17 protein-coding genes are annotated in these 14,815 nt (G+C 62.8%); 12 read left to right on the top strand and 5 right to left on the bottom strand.

The window, feature by feature from the left end; translation table 11 throughout:
- Positions 1-10: 10 nt before the first annotated feature.
- The gene (locus BTUS_RS16005; protein ID WP_013077107.1) at positions 11-1,231 is read left to right on the top strand and encodes an MFS transporter; all 1,221 of its coding nucleotides are present in this window, start codon (positions 11-13) and stop codon (positions 1,229-1,231) included.
- A gap of 58 nt (positions 1,232-1,289) precedes the next feature.
- On the opposite strand, the gene BTUS_RS19135 is transcribed toward BTUS_RS16005, so the two are convergent.
- Complete coding sequence (locus BTUS_RS19135; RefSeq protein ID WP_013077106.1) at positions 1,290-1,424, bottom strand: hypothetical protein; 135 nt, start codon at positions 1,422-1,424, stop codon at positions 1,290-1,292.
- Positions 1,425-1,564: 140 nt separating this feature from the next.
- Between BTUS_RS19135 and BTUS_RS18595 the strand changes: the two genes are divergently transcribed.
- The 3 genes from BTUS_RS18595 (at position 1,565) to murA (ending at position 3,935) form a co-directional block, all read left to right on the top strand.
- Entirely contained in the window at positions 1,565-1,816 is a 252-nt protein-coding gene (locus tag BTUS_RS18595; protein WP_013077105.1) for a DUF1146 family protein, read from the top strand.
- An 83-nt stretch (positions 1,817-1,899) separates the two neighbouring features.
- Positions 1,900-2,655, top strand: coding sequence for a YwmB family TATA-box binding protein (locus tag BTUS_RS17210; RefSeq protein WP_013077104.1), 756 nt, complete (start codon positions 1,900-1,902; stop codon positions 2,653-2,655).
- A gap of 17 nt (positions 2,656-2,672) precedes the next feature.
- Positions 2,673-3,935 (top strand): UDP-N-acetylglucosamine 1-carboxyvinyltransferase, encoded by a 1,263-nt coding sequence (gene murA / locus BTUS_RS15990; protein WP_013077103.1) that lies wholly within the window; start codon positions 2,673-2,675, stop codon positions 3,933-3,935.
- A gap of 41 nt (positions 3,936-3,976) precedes the next feature.
- Here the strand turns inward: murA and BTUS_RS15985 are convergent, their stop codons facing one another.
- Entirely contained in the window at positions 3,977-5,668 is a 1,692-nt protein-coding gene (locus BTUS_RS15985; protein WP_123809359.1) for a TolB-like translocation protein, read from the bottom strand.
- Positions 5,669-5,820: 152 nt separating this feature from the next.
- Positions 5,821-6,726: a methyl-accepting chemotaxis protein gene (locus BTUS_RS15980; RefSeq protein ID WP_013077101.1), complete on the bottom strand. Its 906-nt coding sequence runs from the start codon at positions 6,724-6,726 to the stop codon at positions 5,821-5,823.
- Positions 6,727-6,972: 246 nt separating this feature from the next.
- On the opposite strand from BTUS_RS15980, the gene spoIID reads away from it, so the two are divergent.
- The 7 genes from spoIID to fabZ all read left to right on the top strand — a co-directional run bounded on the left by spoIID (position 6,973) and on the right by fabZ (position 12,623).
- Positions 6,973-7,962, top strand: a complete 990-nt coding sequence (gene spoIID / locus BTUS_RS15975) for a stage II sporulation protein D (RefSeq protein ID WP_013077100.1) — start codon at positions 6,973-6,975, stop codon at positions 7,960-7,962.
- 76 nt (positions 7,963-8,038) lie between these two features.
- Positions 8,039-8,836: a M23 family metallopeptidase gene (locus BTUS_RS15970; RefSeq protein ID WP_013077099.1), complete on the top strand. Its 798-nt coding sequence runs from the start codon at positions 8,039-8,041 to the stop codon at positions 8,834-8,836.
- Between the two features lie 226 nt (positions 8,837-9,062).
- Positions 9,063-9,350, top strand: coding sequence for a sporulation transcriptional regulator SpoIIID (spoIIID, locus tag BTUS_RS15965; protein WP_013077098.1), 288 nt, complete (start codon positions 9,063-9,065; stop codon positions 9,348-9,350).
- A gap of 332 nt (positions 9,351-9,682) precedes the next feature.
- Positions 9,683-10,504 carry a flagellar hook-basal body protein gene (locus tag BTUS_RS15960; protein WP_013077097.1) on the top strand — a complete coding sequence of 274 codons (822 nt, stop codon included), beginning with the start codon at positions 9,683-9,685 and terminating at the stop codon, positions 10,502-10,504.
- A 72-nt stretch (positions 10,505-10,576) separates the two neighbouring features.
- Positions 10,577-11,374, top strand: coding sequence for a flagellar hook-basal body protein (locus tag BTUS_RS15955; protein ID WP_013077096.1), 798 nt, complete (start codon positions 10,577-10,579; stop codon positions 11,372-11,374).
- 94 nt (positions 11,375-11,468) lie between these two features.
- Positions 11,469-11,990, top strand: coding sequence for a CDP-diacylglycerol--glycerol-3-phosphate 3-phosphatidyltransferase (gene pgsA / locus BTUS_RS15950; RefSeq protein WP_013077095.1), 522 nt, complete (start codon positions 11,469-11,471; stop codon positions 11,988-11,990).
- Between the two features lie 195 nt (positions 11,991-12,185).
- A complete protein-coding gene (fabZ, locus tag BTUS_RS15945; protein ID WP_013077094.1) occupies positions 12,186-12,623 on the top strand; it encodes a 3-hydroxyacyl-ACP dehydratase FabZ in 438 nt (145 codons plus the stop codon).
- A gap of 67 nt (positions 12,624-12,690) precedes the next feature.
- Here the strand turns inward: fabZ and BTUS_RS15940 are convergent, their stop codons facing one another.
- A complete protein-coding gene (locus BTUS_RS15940) occupies positions 12,691-13,245 on the bottom strand; it encodes a sigma-70 family RNA polymerase sigma factor (protein ID WP_013077093.1) in 555 nt (184 codons plus the stop codon).
- Positions 13,246-13,502: 257 nt separating this feature from the next.
- Here BTUS_RS15940 and BTUS_RS18170 point away from each other — a divergent pair, with 257 nt between their 5' ends.
- Entirely contained in the window at positions 13,503-14,162 is a 660-nt protein-coding gene (locus BTUS_RS18170; RefSeq protein ID WP_013077092.1) for a hypothetical protein, read from the top strand.
- Here BTUS_RS18170 and BTUS_RS15930 read toward each other — a convergent pair.
- Entirely contained in the window at positions 14,048-14,740 is a 693-nt protein-coding gene (locus BTUS_RS15930; RefSeq protein ID WP_013077091.1) for a YigZ family protein, read from the bottom strand. The genes BTUS_RS18170 and BTUS_RS15930 overlap by 115 nt on opposite strands.
- Between the last annotated feature and the right edge of the window lie 75 nt (positions 14,741-14,815).

The raw sequence follows: 14,815 nt of genomic DNA, 5'->3' as shown, positions 1-14,815 counted from the left end.
GGGATAGAGGGTGGAACCGAGCACCGCAGAACAGTCGTTGGCTAGGCAGCCGGTGTGGAAGGCCTTGTGGATCGTATCCCTGGGCCACTTCCTGAACGACACCATGACCACCCTGGTCCCTTCATTGCTGCCGTTATTTCAAAGCCACCTCGGGCTGAGTTATATCGAGCTGGGCGTGCTCGTCCTTGTCGCCAACGTGACGTCCTCGATGGTGCAACCGATCATTGGCGCTTGGACGGATCGGCACCCCAAGGCATGGCTGCTCCCCGCCGGGGAGTTCGTCGTGGGTGCCGGCGCGGCGGCCATGGGGTTCGCGCCGAGTTACGGATGGTTATTGGTTCTGGTGGCGCTGCTCGGCGCGGGCTCGGCTGCGTTTCACCCCGAGGCCAGCCGGGCGGCCCACCTGGCGGCCGGGGCTCAAAAGGGCACTGCCCAATCGATTTTCCAGGTGGGGGGCAACGCCGGACAGGCCATCGCCCCTCTGGTCGTGAGCCTCTTGTTTGTTCACACCGGCCTTCATGGCAGCATTTGGCTGCTGGTGCCGGCGATGCTCGCCGCCGGGGCGCTGGCGACTATCGTGCCCTGGTACGGGGCCAAGGCCAAGGTCAAAGTCCCCCGGGTGGTGCGCACCGCGAGCGGGACGGGTGCGGCCGGGGCGGTCGTTCTTCTGCTCGCGGTCGTGACCTTTCGATCCTGGATGCAGGCCGGGCTGTCGGGTTTTCTGCCCTTGTACTACGTGAACGTCCGGGGTCTGTCCACCTCCGTGGCGGAGGTCTATACCGCCCTGTTCCTTCTGGCCGGGGCGGTGGGGACTTTTATCGGCGGCCCTCTTTCGGACCGGATCGGGAAGCGCCGGCTGATCCTCATCTCCATGGCCGGGGCCATTCCCTTTTCCTTGGTTCTGCCCTATGCCCACGGCATATGGGCGGCGGTGGACGTCGTGCTCCTGGGCTTTATCGTCCTGTCCACCTTTGCCGTTACCGTCGTCTTTGGCCAGGAGCTCATGCCCGGGCGCATCGGTCTTGTGTCGGGGCTGATGATCGGCTTGGCGGTGGGAATGGGGGGCGTCGGCGCCTCTTTGGCGGGATACGTGGCCGACAGGTTCGGCATCACCACGGCCATCGAGATTCTTGCCGCGTTGCCCTTGCTGGCTGCGGTGCTCGCCTGGTGGCTGCCTGAAGACCGGCCCCTGTCGCCCCGGGGCCGACCGGCGCCAAAACCCCACCACTAGAGAACCATGGCGAGAGCCCCGGACGGAGATCCGGGGCTCCCGCACTCGGCGTCAGTTCTCAGTAGGCGACAGCCTGCGCCGCAGCACCGCCCCCCGCGCCGCCGTAGCCGTGGGGCACGATCAGGAAGAACAGGACAAAGATGATCAGGAACACGACGGCCCAGCGGGTGGCAGGACCAAAGACACCGTACATTGCGCTTCCTCCTCGTTCCTTTAGTTTTTGGGGAGTACCCGTATATAATCAATGCTCCTTTGCTGGCAGACGTAAGGGACACTTGGCCGGAAGACAGAAAATGGGCCGATTCCACCGCCCAAAAGAGGGGGAATGCCGGTATGCCCCTGGATCTCTTGCCTTCGCCCGGGCCCTCGGGCGCCCTGGCCGTCTTGCTCCTTCTTTTTGCCCTGGTCATCGCCTGGTACGCCCTGGGCCAGGTGAAATGGGGGATTTTCCTGAAAGACGGCGGCAGTCCCCAGGCCAAGGTGCTGCGGTTGCTCCTCGCCATCGCCCTGGCGTGGACACTCGTCCAATTCATCAGCGCCTACATGTTCGCCTGGCGCATGCTGAAAACTCTGTTCACGGGCTGAGGGAGGGTCTGCGTTTCCCCGGCCGGATGGCTATAAAATCCCCGCCTCCCGTCCACACTGTGGATAAGGGAGGGGAAGCCATTATGCGAAAAATCGGTTTTCTCGGTTTGACGGTCTGTGCGGTGGTGGCGTGGATTTCCTTGTATAGTGGCCAGTTTACCCTGGCGGAGTCGGTGGCTCCCACGGCGTTCTTGGAGAAAGCGTTTTCGGCCACCGGCGCCCGGGTGGAAGGATACGGGGTTCATCATTGGTCCATCCTCAACCATGAACTGATGTCCACCGATCAATTGAAACGAATGGCGGCGAGACTCAATGCCACCTTGCAACTTCGCGACACCCGGGAGTGGGTTTACGACCAAGGCGATCAGCGGGTCTTCCAGCTCCAGGGCTGGTGGCCGGGCGGCACCTCGGGCGTGCTGGTCATCACGTCCCTCAAAACGGACTCCCAGCCCGATACAACCCTGGTGCTCCGGGTTGAGCATACCGGACCGGGCACCGACGGCCTGGCGGCGGCCTACGATCGGGTCAAACAGACGGTTGCATCCGCCGGCCAGACCCCTCGAATTGACTCTTGTCTATACGGAAGCCTCAGTGATAGAATGAGCGAGACAGAGCGCCAAAACCGGATTGCTCAAGCGTTGGCTTCGGTCCGGGCCAAGGAGGTCGAAGCCCTGCGCACGCCTCTGGTGACCAGCGTCTCTGCCTATTCTCCCCAAACGAAAGAGTACATACTAACGGGCGGCAAAAAGATGAATTTGCAGATCGCTGTACACGATGACGCGTACGGGAACAAGACCCGGGTAGTGGTGGGGACTCCGATCGTCACCGTGGAGTATTAGGACGGAGGTAACAACCATTGGCGACCATTCTCGTGCAAGGCGGTCGACCCCTTAAGGGGACGGTCAGGGTAAGCGGGGCGAAAAACGCCTCCCTTCCCATTCTGGCGGCGTCGCTGTTGGCCGTGGAGGGCCGGTGCGTGGTGGAAGATGTACCGATCCTCCGGGACGTCGATTGCATGTGTGACATGATCCAGGCGCTTGGGGTCGATGTCCAGCGCGAGCCTGGAGGCGTGGTCCGGCTCAATGCCGAGGAGGTTTCCCACACGGAAGCTCCTTACGAGTTGGTTCGCCGGATGCGCGCCTCCTTTGTTGTGATGGGTCCGCTCCTCGCCCGGTTTGGACATGCCCGGGTGGCCCTGCCCGGCGGGTGCGCCATCGGGGCCAGGCCGGTGGATCAGCATATTAAGGGATTCGAAGCCCTGGGTGCCGATGTCACCGTGGAGCACGGCTATGTCGAGGCCCGGGCCCCCCGGGGTCGCCTGCGGGGCAATCGCGTGTATCTCGACATCCCAAGCGTTGGAGCGACCCAAAACATCATGATGGCGGCCGCCCTGGCAGACGGGCTGACGATCATCGAGAATGCGGCCAAAGAACCGGAGATTGTTGACCTGGCCAATTTTATCAACAAAATGGGCGGCCGGGTCCGGGGGGCCGGCACGGACGTCATCCGGGTGGAGGGCGTGGATCGGTTGCGGGGGGTGGAGCACACGGTGATCCCCGATCGAATCGAAGCCGGCACCTTTTTGTTGGCCGGTGCCATTACCGGCGGAGAGATCTATGTTGAGGGCGCCATCAGCACGCACTTAAAGCCCTTATTGGCGAAGCTCAAAGAAACGGGGGTTCACGTCGAGGACGATGTGAACGGGATTTTTGTGGCGGGGGGCCCCGGACAGCGCGCCCTGGACATCAAGACGCACTATTATCCCGGTTTCCCCACAGACATGCAGGCGCAGATCATGGCGCTGCTCACAATCATTCCCGGGAGCAGCATGGTGACGGAAACGGTGTTTGAGAACCGCTTCATGCACGTGGCCGAGCTCCAGCGCATGGGGGCGGACATCCGGGTGGAAGGGCGGACTGCAGTGATCGAAGGGGTGCCGAAACTCACCGGCGCCCGGGTGAATTCGACAGACCTGCGAGCGGGTGCCGCCCTGCTGTTGGCGGGCCTGGCCGCTGAAGGGGAAACAGAAGTGCACGGCGTTCACCATATCGACCGAGGATACGTAGATATCGTCGGGAAGCTCCACGCCCTCGGGGCGGCGATCAAGCGGGTGGAGTGACGGCGCTGGAAGAGCCGGGGGCAGTGGCATCGCCCACGGTATCACCCGAGGCCCGGGGCTCCTTTGTCCGCGCCCGTCCGGCCGGTGGGGCGGGGAAGTCCTGCGCCGGCGGTCACCCGGGTGCTTTTATCCGGCCCGGGATGGACAAAGCCGATATCAACGACCCCAGGGGCAACGTCCCGGCCGAGGCCGTCCACCAGCACTTCGGTGCGGCCAAGGGGCCGGGAAGACCACCAGAGCCTGGCGCGGCCCCACGTCTTTCGCAACCCCACCCACTGTTCACCGGGTCCCCACCACCCGGCCAGATCTTCCGCCCCGAAAAGCGGACGGCTCAGTTGAATGGCCCGGCCGTCCGGGCGAACGGCCCATAAGGAGGCCGGCCTCCATCGCTCCTGAATCCACGGATGGGCAAAAGCGCGAACCACCAACCACCCCTGAGCCTGGGGATCTGACGATGCCCTGCGGTCCGTTGCCGTTTCCGGCGTCAGGATGACGGGTCGGTCCACCGACGAAACTGCTCCTTCAGGCACCTTCCAAGCCAGGAATTCCCCCTCAAAGGCTTCAGAGCGCCCCTCTGTTCGATGTCCGGATTCTCGACGACGATCCGTCAAAAAACCGATCCACAGGCGTCGATCTTGTATGGTCCAACCCGCGATTTCGAGGCGGGAGCCTGGTCCCGCCTGCCAGACCACAAGGGGAATCGCGGATCGGCCGGTGAAGCTGATGAGGCCCCGGTGGAGAGCCCGGCGGGAATCCGGTGCATCCCGCACCACCAAAGCTACCGCTTCACCACCCGGGGATGGGTAGATCCCCTCTACGCCCCAGATTGGCCACCCGGACCGGCCGGGTGCCCGGGATCCTTGAGACGCAGAAGGCGTTTGATCGTCGTACACGCGAATCCCTTCCACCTTCTTCGGCTCAGGGAGTTTATGCCGCACACCCGTGAACTCCTGGAAATCCTCAACCATTCGCAATGGAAGCTCTCCCCATACCCTGGGCGTGCCTCCCCGCCACTTCACTTCCAGGATGCGAACCACCTGCCGCCTGACCGGCGTTCCTGTGGCCCCCGCGGCCTCGCCGAGGGCCGGAGAGGGCGAGGTGCCATTCGTTGTTGCTGCCGACGCCTCATGCCGGCCCTTTCCCGGGGAGTCTCCCGGTTCTTGCCCGGCGCCCCGGGTGCCTGCATCGGGGCCGGGCCGCCCGGGTGGACCTGCAGGCTTCCGGGGAACGGTGGGGGTTGTGGGCTTCGGCGGGGTTGCCACGGACCAAGCAGGGGTGGCCACGTACAACCGGCTGCCATCGGAGCTCCAAGCAAACCGTTCCGCTTCCGGGGCGGCCAGGCTCCAGTCGCTGGGGCCTTCCGGACCGCAGGGGATCACCCACAAAGCTCCGGAACGGATGTAGCCAAGCCGTCCGCCCGCAGGCGACCAGGCCATATCGGGACTCACTCGATCCTTGGCCAGGAGCCATCCTTTCCTGCCGTCCGGGGTGGTCAGCCAAAGAGAGCCCTCGGATCTATGAACGGCGAGAAACCGGCCGTCGGGTGAAAAAATCGCCCGGTCCGCCCCTTCAGTTTTGGGAACGGGCGCGAACCGACCATCCGCCTGGAGCACCCAGACGGCCCCTTCCCGGATGACCGACACCAACGGCCTTTGAGGCTTTTGTGCCTCGGCCGCTCCCGCCGCTTCGGCATCTGCGGACAAAGCCGGCAACGCCCCTCCGACGAGGCACAAGAAAAGCACCCACCCCGCCCAGCGGCCCCTTGACCGGCGCGGGGAGGGGGCGGGAGAGAACGGGTGCCGACATACAGTGTTCCGCTGGAGCGACATAGGCGAACACTCCCACTGATGACAGTTAGCGCTAGTGTTCACCTGGTCCGGGATTTTTATGAACCCGCCGGGCCGGCTTCTCCCCTCGGCGCGGCCGACCTTCCCGCAACGGCCAACCCCGTGGAGGCGAGGAACGCGTCATCGCTTTCCACCCGGGACAGTCTGGCCAGGGTTTCCGCCGCCCTGGCGATCTGTCCGAGGGAAGCCGCCAGTTCTTCGGCGGCACTGGCCTGAGATTCCGTGTATTGACTGGACGTTTGAATATCAGTGACCATGCGCTCCACAGCGGTGCGAATCTGCGACAGGCTGTCCTCGATCTCCTTGGAGGCCGACTGGCTGCGCTGGGCCAGGCGCCGGATCTCATCCGCCACCACGGCAAAGCCCCGTCCGGATTCCCCCGCCCGGGCCGCCTCGATGGCGGCGTTGAGACCCAAAAGGTTCGATTGGGCCGCCACTTCGTGGATGAAGGATAGCACGCCGGTGGTCAGCTGGATTCGTTCCTGCGCCAAGGCCGCGTGCTGGCTCATGTCGTCGTTCGCCGACGCCACCTCGGCCGCGGCACGGGACAGAGATTCGGCGTTGGCGGACAACTGCTCCACCAAGGCTGACAATTCATGGGCCTGGTCTCTCAGTTGCTCCTCCCGTTCTGTCAACGTAAGGAGCGAAATGGCTCCGATGAGCTTGCCGTTCTCATAAAGCGTCTGTGTGGCACTGAAGTAAGGAAATCCGAAAACCTCCTTACTTACAGGTGTAAACACGGGTTGCCCGGTAGCGATGGCGCGGTAAATGGCTGTCTTATCGTATTGTTCCAATGAATCTCCCGGTTGACCCGGTATGGGGATTCGCGGATGAGGCAACACGGCCACCAATTGTTGGGTATCGGCCACAACGACGGCCGCGGGTTCTCGTTGAAGTTGTTGGATCACTGGGGCGCATGCGACGATCGACTCCAACAGCGACATGCCCATCACTCCTTTCTCACAAACATTCATCATGTGCGCTTTACATTCCTTTTCGCGGCAAGGGATCCTGAGGGCCCAAGTGCCGATTCCGTGATCGCATCGGTATACTGCAGCGGGCCGATGCATAAAAACCAACATGAATTGCCCGAAGCGCTTTGCGGCTCCTGTCCGGGCGGTGCCAAAATCCCACCCAGGCCGGTCCGGCAGTGCCGCTCCGGTTGCATCCACTGCGAGGGAGGGAATGCGTTGAAGCGTTTTTCGTGGTCGGCCGTACTGCCCGTGATCCTCGCCTTTCTCATACCGGCGGCCGCCGTGATCGCCCTCCGCCCGGGGCCGGCCGCCCTCCCCGCGGCTGATCCCGGGCCGGTGATCCGCGTGTACCGGGCCGCAACCCATTCGGTCACTCGCATGCCCCTGGAAGACTATGTCACCGGGGTCGTCGCGGCAGAAATGCCGGCGAATTTTCACATGGAGGCGCTCAAAGCCCAGGCCGTCGCCGCCCGCACCAACGCCGTCCGGGCCCTGGCCCATCCCGGCCGGGCCGCCGGAGGGGCGGATATCACCGACGACCATACCCGGGATCAAGCGTTTCTTTCTCCCGATGATCTTCGCCGCCGGTGGGGATCGCAGTTTACGGCCAAATACGACCGCATTCGCCAGGCGGTGAAGGAAACGGCGGGCCAAATCCTCGTCTACGGGGACCAGCCCATTGACGCGACCTTTTTCTCCACAAGCAATGGCTATACGGCCAGCGCCCAAGAAGTGTGGGGGAAAAACCTCCCGTATCTTCAGTCGGTCCCATCTCCCTGGGACGCCTCGGTGGCCCCGCGATTTCAGGACACGAAAACTGTCTCCATTAAAGACTTGGCGGCGGCTTTACACCTGACGGCCGTGCCCGCCACCCCGGGAGGATCCTTTATCCAAGTCCTCGAGGAGAGCCCGACCCATCGCATCACCCAGCTCCGCGTCGGGGACCGGGTGGTGAGCGGCAACGATTTTCGCACGGCCTTGGGGCTCAATTCCACCTCCTTTACCTGGGCGGTCTCCGGCGGCGAGGTGACCTTTCGGACGACGGGCTACGGCCACGGGGTCGGCATGAGCCAGTACGGCGCCGAAGCCCTGGCCCAGCAGGGGAAAACGGCGGAGGAAATTTTACAGTACTACTATCGGGGGACCCGAGTGGTGCCCTGGTCCAAAACTTTGGTTCTGGCGGCGGCAAAAGGGCCGAACCGTTAAAAATCTCACAATTCCTGGGCTCGCTTGGTATATTTCACCTCATCCCCGGCGAGAATGGCCTACTGAGGTGATGAAAGTGAAACAAGAAGACCAACATTTTGAGCATTCCCGGGATGCGGAACCGAGCGAGCCCGACAAGGGTCAGGAATCGGCCGCCCCGGTGGGTGGGCAGGCGGAACCCGGGGAGAGGATGGTCGCCGAGGGGACGCAAGTCGGCCCTGGGGAACGTGCGTGGCGAAATATTCTGCGGACACGGTGGTTCTACCCAGCCATTTATTTGACGGCCGCCGTCCTAATCATCGCCCTCATGTACGCCAAAACTGCCCAGGTCTGGCCTTTTGCTCACGAGACGCCGGCGCCGGCGCCGAACTCCACCGCCCTTGACAACAACAATCCGCCGGCAGTTCCCGTGGGAGCGCAGCCGGGGTTCATCTGGCCGGCAGATCCTTCCGCCCAGGTCAGCGTTTCGATGAAGAATTTTGACGACACCCTCAGCAAAGACGCCCAGGCGGCGGCACTGGTGAAATTCGACAACAGCTACTATCCGCATCACGGTATTGATCTTTCGGCCCAGAACGGAAAGCCGTTCCAGGTTTTGGCCGCCGCGGCGGGGAAGGTCAGCAAGGTGGAAGATGACCCGCTGATGGGTAAAGTGGTGGAGATAGCGGCGGATAACGGGTATACGCTGTACTACGCATCCCTTGCGGATGTTTCCGTCAAGCCCGGCGAATCGGTGACCCAGGGGCAACCCATCGGCACCTCGGGGCTCAACAAGTTCGAAGCGGCGGACAAGAACCACGTGCATTTGGAGATCAAGAAAGACGGTCAAGATGTGAATCCGGAAACCTTGCTGCCCAAACCCGGAACTCCGTAACCTGGAGACGGGGAATGACGGGGGCGGCCGCCGAGGTCGCTTCCCCTTTTTTTGTGTGCGGATTTGTCCCGGGCGAGAACCTCCCCCGGGGGGGTTGTCAACCTCCGGGAGTGGGCATGAGCCCGTCCTCCCCTCATCATGCTTCAGGTGTCGACAGCTTAGGCATAGCACCCCCCTCTCCGCATAGAATGTATCAGACATTTTGAGATGTGGGGAGGCGAAGGGCGTGCACGATTACATCCGCGAGCGCACGATCAAAATCGGCGAGTATATCGTCGAGACCCGCAACACCGTGCGCACGATCGCCCGAGAATTCGGCGTATCCAAGAGTACCGTGCACAAAGATCTGACCGAGCGCCTGCCGGAGATCAACCCGGAGTTGGCCAGCCGAGTCAAAGAGATCCTGGAATATCACAAGTCGATTCGGCACCTGCGGGGCGGGGAGGCCACGAAGAATAAGTACCGCAACGGCCAAAGTTCATCCCCCCGGACGATGGTGAACACGCTGTTGTGACACCGCCGGCCATGCCGGCGAAAACGGGAGTGGCAGGACGACTTGCCTTGCATCCGTCCGCCGTCGTCGCCACTTCTGTTCGCAGGTCCCGGGACAAGGCTGACGAGGCTGACAAAGGTTTCCGGCGACTCGGGATGACGATGCCCCCCACATCCTGGTCACTGAGTCGCACCGGGTTTGTCCACTGATTTCCGGGCCACAACCCAGGCCCGGGATTCGTCGCCGGAAAGTTGGCGACGACAGGCAGGAATCGCACCAGCGTCGGACGCATCTTAAGGCAGCAAGGTGTTCGCAGCGAGGCGATACATACGGGGCGAAAGGGGAATCGGAGCATGATTCGGGGCTTGTATATTGCGGCGTCGGGGATGATCGCCCAGCAGCGCCGGGAGGAGATCGTGGCGAATAACCTCGTCAACGCCTCCACGCCGGGGTACAAGCAGGACGAGCCCTCCCTTCGAACTTTTGGGGATCTGTTTCTGCGCCGGCTGGGAAGCCCGGCCTCCGGCACCGCTCTCCCCCTCGCCCCCGGGGTCGGGCCGCTCAACCTGGGGGCGACGATGGAGGACGCGCCACCCCGGTTTACGCCGGGCCCCTTGGTGGAGACCAAGCGCAACCAGGATTTTGCCTTGATCGATCCGCCGGGGAGGCAAAGCCGGCCCGGCGGGGTGGAGGCTTTTTTTGCGGTGGAGGGCCCGAACGGGCAGATCCTGCTCACCCGGGATGGGCAGTTTATCGAAGGGCCGAACGGGCAGTTGTACACCGGGGATGGATATCGGGTGCTGGCGGCGGGGCCGAACGGTCAAGTGATCCCGGGCTCCTCGGTGGCGCTGGACGCTTCGGGGGCGGTGCACACCTACGATGGGACCGGGGCGGAAGTGTTCGGAGGATTGGCGGTGCTGGACGCGCCGGTGGCCGCGCTCCAGAAACAGGGCACGGGCGTCTATGTGCTCACACCGGGCGCGGCGGGCGGGTTGGTTCCCTCGTTGGCCCAGGTGCGCCAAGGGTTCCTGGAGCAGTCGAACGTGGACCCCGGTCAGACGATGGTCCAGATGATCGACGTGGTCCGAGCCTATGAGGCGAACCAAAAGGTCATTCGCACCGTGGACCAGAGCATGGACAAGCTGGTCAACCAGGTCGGGCGGGTAAACGCATAATTTTCGCGGGACGGGTAATGGGCCCCGTGCCAAAAACTTTTGATCCGGGGGACGCAGAAGGGGGTTCGGAGGATGAGGGTCCTGTGGACCGGCGCATCGGGGATGAGCGCCGCGAGCCATTGGGTGAACGCCATGGCGAACGATGCGGCAAACATGAACACCACGGGGTACAAAAGCGAGGATCTCGCCTTCTCAGATTTATTGGCCGTTCACTACGCTCCGGGGGTTCGGATCCCCGCCCCGGACACGCCGCCGGGGCTGCCGGTGGGAAGCGGGGTTCGGGCGGCGGCCCGGGTATCCGACTGGAGCCAGGGGCCGCTGCAAGAGACGGGGCGAAAGCTGGACGTCGCCTGGGAAGGGGAAGGATTTTTCGTCGTATCTGGGCCCGAGGGCATGCGCTACACTCGGGATGGGTCTTTTCAAGTGTCGGTGGACCCCGCAGGTCAAGCCACTCTCGTGACGGCGGACGGCCATGTCGTACTGGATGAATACGGGGCGCCCATCGATTTGACCGGGGTGGATCTCTCGACCCTCGCTATTGGGCCGGACGGGCGAATCACAGGGTCTGTGGCAGGGACGCCAACGGATATTGCCGTGCTCGGTCGGGTGGTGTTCGACCACCCCCAGCGGTTGATCAAGGCTGGGAACAATCTTTACGACGCCGGCACCGAGGTTCCCCTCACCCCGGCGGACATCGCGGATCCTTTGCGCTTTGGACGGTTGCGGCAAGGGTATCTGGAGGCCTCGAATGTGGAGCTCACCGATGTGATGACCAAACTCATGGAGGCGGAGCGCTTATACGCCCTCAGTGCCCGGGCGGTGCTCACCGCGGATCAGATGATGAGCATGGCGAACAATCTGCGGGGCTAACCGGGATACTTGGGATTTTGGGGGTGCAATTTCATTGCCGGGCCTGTCACGGGGCAGTATAATGATGTTTGGATTGTTTCGAGGAGGTCACCCCGTGAACATACCCAATGCCCTCACCATCGTCCGGTTTATGCTCATCCCGGTGTATGTAATCGTGTTTTTTTCGCCTCGGCCCTGGAATATGGAAGGCGCCCTGGTAGTGCTCATGATGGCCGGGCTGACGGATGTACTTGACGGGTATTGGGCGAGGCGGCATCGCCAGATAACGGACCTGGGGATCATGCTGGACCCCTTGGCGGACAAGCTGATGATGGTGGCGGTTCTCGTTTCCTTCGTGGTCGACGGCCGGCTGCAGTGGTGGATGGCCGGGCTTTTGGCCTTGCGGGAGGCTGCGATGATTGTCAGCGCCGGGGTGCTCCACCGCCGGGGCAAGAAGATCGTTCCCGCGATGATTTGGGGAAAGGCGACCACCGTTTTGTACTACATCACCGTGGTGGCGGTTCTGTTCGAGTGGTCGGTGATGACGGAGCTGTTGTGGCTGACGGTGGGGTTCTCGTTTCTGACGAGCTTCATTTATTTGTTGAAGATTCGCGAAGTGAACCAATCCTCCGCATGATCCGCCGCCGGGCCGGATTATGTACCGGAGCACCGTTCCCGGAAAGGGAAGGTGCTTTTTATGTCAACGCCCGGTTCCGCGGAGGAGAGGGCGGTATGACTAGTGTGGGCCGCCGGCCTCCCATCATGCGCTCCCGAGGCCCCCGGATGTTCGGGAATGGGTGGTTCTCCGTCTAGCCCCTGGAGGTGATACACATTGCTTCATACTGAGCAGATTCAACAAATCCTGCCGCACAGGCCGCCGTTTTTGCTGGTGGACTGCATTGTGGAGGTGGAACCCGGCGTCCGGGCGGTGGGCCTCAAGAACGTCACCGTCAACGAACCGTTCTTTGTCGGGCATTTTCCCCAATACGCTGTGATGCCCGGGGTCCTGATCGTGGAAGCCCTGGCCCAAACCGGTGCGGTAGCGATCCTTTCCGCCGAAGCCTATCGGGGGAAGATCGGCTTTTTTGCCGGGATCGACCGCTTCCGGTTCCGGCGGCAGGTCCGGCCCGGGGATCAGCTGCGCCTGGAGGTCCAGATGACCCGCTTGAAAGGGTCGGTGGGCAAGGGCGAAGGCCGGGCCCTGGTGGGGGACCGGGTTGTGGCCGAGGGTGAGTTGATGTTTGCGGTGGGAGATCCCCCCGCGGAATGAACGAGGGCCGGAGGGCCGCCCGGGCGGCCGCCCGGCCCGCCGCATGTTCAGGTCCCCTTTGTCCTCTTTATCTTCCCCAGTCGCGCCCCAACTTTTTCAACGCCCGGTGCAAGTGATACGTGACGCTCTGGCGGGTGACCCCTTCTTGTTCCGCCAGTGCCGACAAGGGCAGCCCGCTCAGAAGGCCGGCGAGAATCCGGCGTTCCCGGGGCGCGAGTCCCGCCAAGAGCAGCCGGATTTCCACCTCGAGAAAGGGCTCGGCCCAGCGGGGGTCCCGAAGCAGCGCAAAGATGTCCCCGGGTCCCCCATCCTCCGCTTGCCCTCCAGACATCGCCCGTCTTTGCGTCTCCCGGGACATCCGCCTCACCAGGGTCCACAGCCGGTGGTGCAATTTTCGGGCGAAGAAAGCCGGAAAGGGCACTTCGCGATTCGGGTCCCAGATCTGGAGTACTTCAAGGTAAATCAGGGCCGCCTCCCCTTCGGCGTCTTCCCGATCGATGCTTCGGTATTTCCTTGCGACCATGGCGGCCAGGGGCCGCAGGTGAAGCCAGAGCTCAGCCACAGCAGCCGGGCGTCCGGCCCGGGCTTCGCTCAGCAGATCCGGTGGAATGGGTGGAATCATCTCTCCAGTCCTTTCCCCGGAGGCCTCCGGTGGATATTGCGCGCATTTTGAGGATAAAGCGGGCAAACCCCGGGGTCAGGTTGTCAGTTTCCCCAACTTCTCGGGGTAGAGGGGGCTGAATTTTTACAAGTGGAGAATGAGTTTTTAAAAATGGTTAATGAAGAGGCGAATCAGTTTTAATCGCTAGACAAGTATTGAGTATTTCGTTATGGTTGTATTGATAATATTTCATTCAAGTAAAGGGGGTCTCATCGAACATGCAGTTTTTGGATTTGGGTCGGGAAGTCTGGGAACTCGGGGCGTTCTGGCCGGTCTACAACCAAATGGGAGATGTCACCCTTGTCCTCTGGAAGAATGGAGAATTCGACCTCCTTCCCACCTCCGCTTCCCGGCTGCTCAAGAGTCTGGCCGCCTCCCTGGCGGTGGATCTGCGACAAGTGCGCGAAATTTATGGCCGGGAGGTGGCCAGAAAGTTGCTGGTGCCCCTGGCGCTCCACGACCAATTTCTGCTGGTGCCCCTCAAGGTTCGCACCGCCCTCATCCCCGGAGATGAAGCCTATGGCTATTTCGATCTTTCCTGTATTCAAGGTCTTCAGGTATCGGCGGAAGGGGTGACGGAACTCATTGTGGCCGGGTGCATTATTTCTCTCAGGCAGCGGCTTCGCTCGGTGGAGGAACAGTTGAATCGCGCCCGGCACATCGAGTGGTTATATCAACTGCGCATGGTGGAACGGCGGTTGCCGATTTGGCTGGGGCGGCCCCGGGAAAAGGAACAGGTCCCGCCGGCGGAGCTTCGCCGGATTCATCCTTCGGGGGAATTGGAACCGGAGAAATCCTCCGATAAGGAGGAGGGGACCCGGGCTGTCCCGTCCACCTCATCCAACCAGACCTCCTCCTCGAATCGAATGTCCACCTGACCGGCCGTGGCGTCCGCCGCCGCGGACTGGCATTCGTGTTCGCGGCCTCGGGGAACGTAAACGGTGAGCCGAACGTCTTCGGCGAACACCGGCTCTTCCCGGGGCCAGCCGCGCTGGGCCAGGTGGTGTTCGAGTTTGCCGAAGGCGGGGTAAGGGAGGCGAATCCGGACCCGGACGTGGGGGCGGCGGCGGAGAATGCCGGCGGCACGCACCGCCTCGGAGGCCGCGTGCCCGTAGGCCCGGGCCAGTCCTCCGGCCCCGAGCAGGACCCCGCCAAAATACCGGGTGACCACCACGAGGGTGTCCCGCAGGTTCATGTGGTGCAAGACTTCGAGGATCGGGCGCCCGGCGGTGCCGGCGGGTTCCCCGTCGTCGCTGGAGCGCTGGATCTCGGAGTGCGGGCCGATGGTGTAAGCGTAACAGTTGTGGGCGGCGTCCCAATGTTTGCGGCGGATCGCCTCCAAGAAGGCCGCGGCCTCCTCTTCAGTGGACACCCGGGCCGCCCGGCCGATGAACCGGGATTTCTTGATAACAATCTCTGTCTCGCTTTGTCGCCCGACAGTTTGATAAGTTTCCACGAATCCTCCCCCTCCTGCCGCCCGCCGGATACCGCTGGCGGTTTCCTCTCTTTTTTCCAGGATGACACGGAAAAT

Source organism: Kyrpidia tusciae DSM 2912, assembly GCF_000092905.1.
GTDB lineage: Bacteria > Bacillota > Bacilli > Kyrpidiales > Kyrpidiaceae > Kyrpidia > Kyrpidia tusciae.
Note: the sequence above shows the minus strand (reverse complement) of the source record. Positions and strands in the feature narration are given on the sequence as shown.

Coding starts and splice junctions, on each gene's coding strand:
- BTUS_RS19135 (WP_013077106.1), bottom strand. CDS start 1,424: ATGTACGGTGTCTTTGGTCCTGCCACCCGCTGGGCCGTCGTGTTCCTG.
- BTUS_RS18595 (WP_013077105.1), top strand. CDS start 1,565: ATGCCCCTGGATCTCTTGCCTTCGCCCGGGCCCTCGGGCGCCCTGGCC.
- BTUS_RS17210 (WP_013077104.1), top strand. CDS start 1,900: ATGCGAAAAATCGGTTTTCTCGGTTTGACGGTCTGTGCGGTGGTGGCG.
- BTUS_RS15980 (WP_013077101.1), bottom strand. CDS start 6,726: ATGTCGCTGTTGGAGTCGATCGTCGCATGCGCCCCAGTGATCCAACAA.
- BTUS_RS15960 (WP_013077097.1), top strand. CDS start 9,683: ATGATTCGGGGCTTGTATATTGCGGCGTCGGGGATGATCGCCCAGCAG.
- BTUS_RS15955 (WP_013077096.1), top strand. CDS start 10,577: ATGAGGGTCCTGTGGACCGGCGCATCGGGGATGAGCGCCGCGAGCCAT.
- BTUS_RS15940 (WP_013077093.1), bottom strand. CDS start 13,245: ATGATTCCACCCATTCCACCGGATCTGCTGAGCGAAGCCCGGGCCGGA.
- BTUS_RS18170 (WP_013077092.1), top strand. CDS start 13,503: ATGCAGTTTTTGGATTTGGGTCGGGAAGTCTGGGAACTCGGGGCGTTC.